Annotated in this window: 2 protein-coding genes; both read right to left on the reverse strand. The window is 73.3% G+C overall.

Annotated elements, in window-relative coordinates; genetic code table 11:
* The coding region (locus C1J01_RS47915; RefSeq protein ID WP_146616039.1) for a hypothetical protein at positions 1 to 772 on the reverse strand (772 nt) is incomplete at its 3' end.
* Positions 773 to 927: 155 nt separating this feature from the next.
* The coding region (locus C1J01_RS47920) for a DUF5941 domain-containing protein (RefSeq protein WP_328589761.1) at positions 928 to 1,627 on the reverse strand (700 nt) is incomplete at its 5' end.

A 1,627-nucleotide genomic window follows, 5' to 3' on the forward strand; every position in this document is an offset into this window, starting at 1 on the left:
GTTCGGGGACGTCCTCGGTGGTCTCTTCGGCGGGCTCGGGGTCGGGCGGGGTGAGCTGGGGTCGTGGGTGCGCGGGCATGACCTCCGCGTGCCACACCTCGATGCGCTGCTCGACCTCGCGTAAGATCCGCGCGATCTCCTCGCGCCCCGAGCCCGCCGCCGCGCCGCCGCCCGGCGCGTCCACCGCGATCACCTCGCCCTTCCACAACGACGGGATCTCCTCCCGCCGCGGATGGGCCTGCAGCACCCCGCTCTTGTACGCCGCGATGAGCTGCTCGGCCCTGGCGTGCACCGCCTCCACCTCGTGGTCGCGCTCGGCCAGCGCGTTCTCCCACTCCTGGGTCAGGTGCTCCAGCCGGGCCCTGGCGCGTTGCACGCCGGCGTTCGACTCCTCGACCATGGCCCGCCGCCGTGCCTCCGCCCGCCGCGCCCTGGCCTCCGCGATCGAGATGAACCCGTCACCGTCGTGGCCGTTGGCGTACGCGGCCGGCTGCGGGCGGGTGTCGCTGCGACCGAGCTCGCGCAGGATCACCTCCCGCTCGCCGAGCGCCCGCTCCAGCAGCGCCGTACGCCGCGCGGCCAGCCGCCGGTCCACCTCGGTGATCTGCTCGCGGGCCCGGGCGCGGATCTCGGTCACGTACGCGGGCTGGAAGTCCGGGTCGGTGAACTCGCCCAGCGGGTGGCTGCGGGCGTCCTTGCGCCCCTGACGGCGGGCCTCCTCCCGCTCGGCCAGCGGGTCGCCCCGATTGAACAGCCGCGACAAGAACGCCATCCGCGTCTCCTGGCTCCGACCGGCACCCGGCTCACATGTCCCTGAAATCCAGCCTAGGCGGTCGAATCGGCGATGGACCGGCGTACCGATGCCGGAAATACACGAAGCGGCGCCGCACGGGGTGTGCGGCGCCGCAGGGGTGAGGAAGCGGGGACTCAGCCCTTCTCGTCGCCTTTGGCCTGCTCCATGGCCTCTTCGGGGGAGGCCTCCAGGTCCTGCTCGGCGTCGGCGCCGGCCTGGGCGGACGCCTTGTCGAGGCGCACCCAGCTCGTCACGCTCTCCACCGCGAAGAGCACGAACAGGTACGCCGTCAGCACCGCCAGCACCGGCGTCAGCACGTCGAACGCCGCGCCGAGACCGATGATCAGCAGCCGCAGCTCCCATCCGAGACCCGCGTGGAAGACCCAGGCGGGCGGCCAGATGCTCTGCCGGGTGCGGTAGACGGTGTCATAGGTGTGGTAGCCGACGACGTAGACGAGCACGAACAGCAGCCACTTCGGCGCGTCGGCCGCGAGACCGACCGCGACGATGGTGAAGAACTCCGCGCCGCGCAGCAGCGGCGGGGTGAGCCAGTCGAGGCGGCCGAGGTGGTCACGCGGCGTCGTGGGCAGCACGAGCAGCAGCATGACGGCCACCGGCACGAGCAGCATGGGCCCCGGCTCCAGCAGGCCGGCCACCGAGACGGCGACCACCGCCAGCAGGGCCACGAGCGTGGCCGGCACAGGGGGCAGGCCGGCGCCGATCTTGCCGGCCAGGACATGGGCTAGGGGGCCGTCGTCCCGGTAGGCGAGCAGGCGGGCGGTCTGGATGCGGCGGCGCTCCTCGTCGGGGTCCGGCGTGGGGGTGGCCATGGCC

Origin of the sequence: Nonomuraea aridisoli, assembly GCF_003236395.1 — a bacterium.
Lineage (GTDB): Bacteria > Actinomycetota > Actinomycetes > Streptosporangiales > Streptosporangiaceae > Nonomuraea > Nonomuraea aridisoli.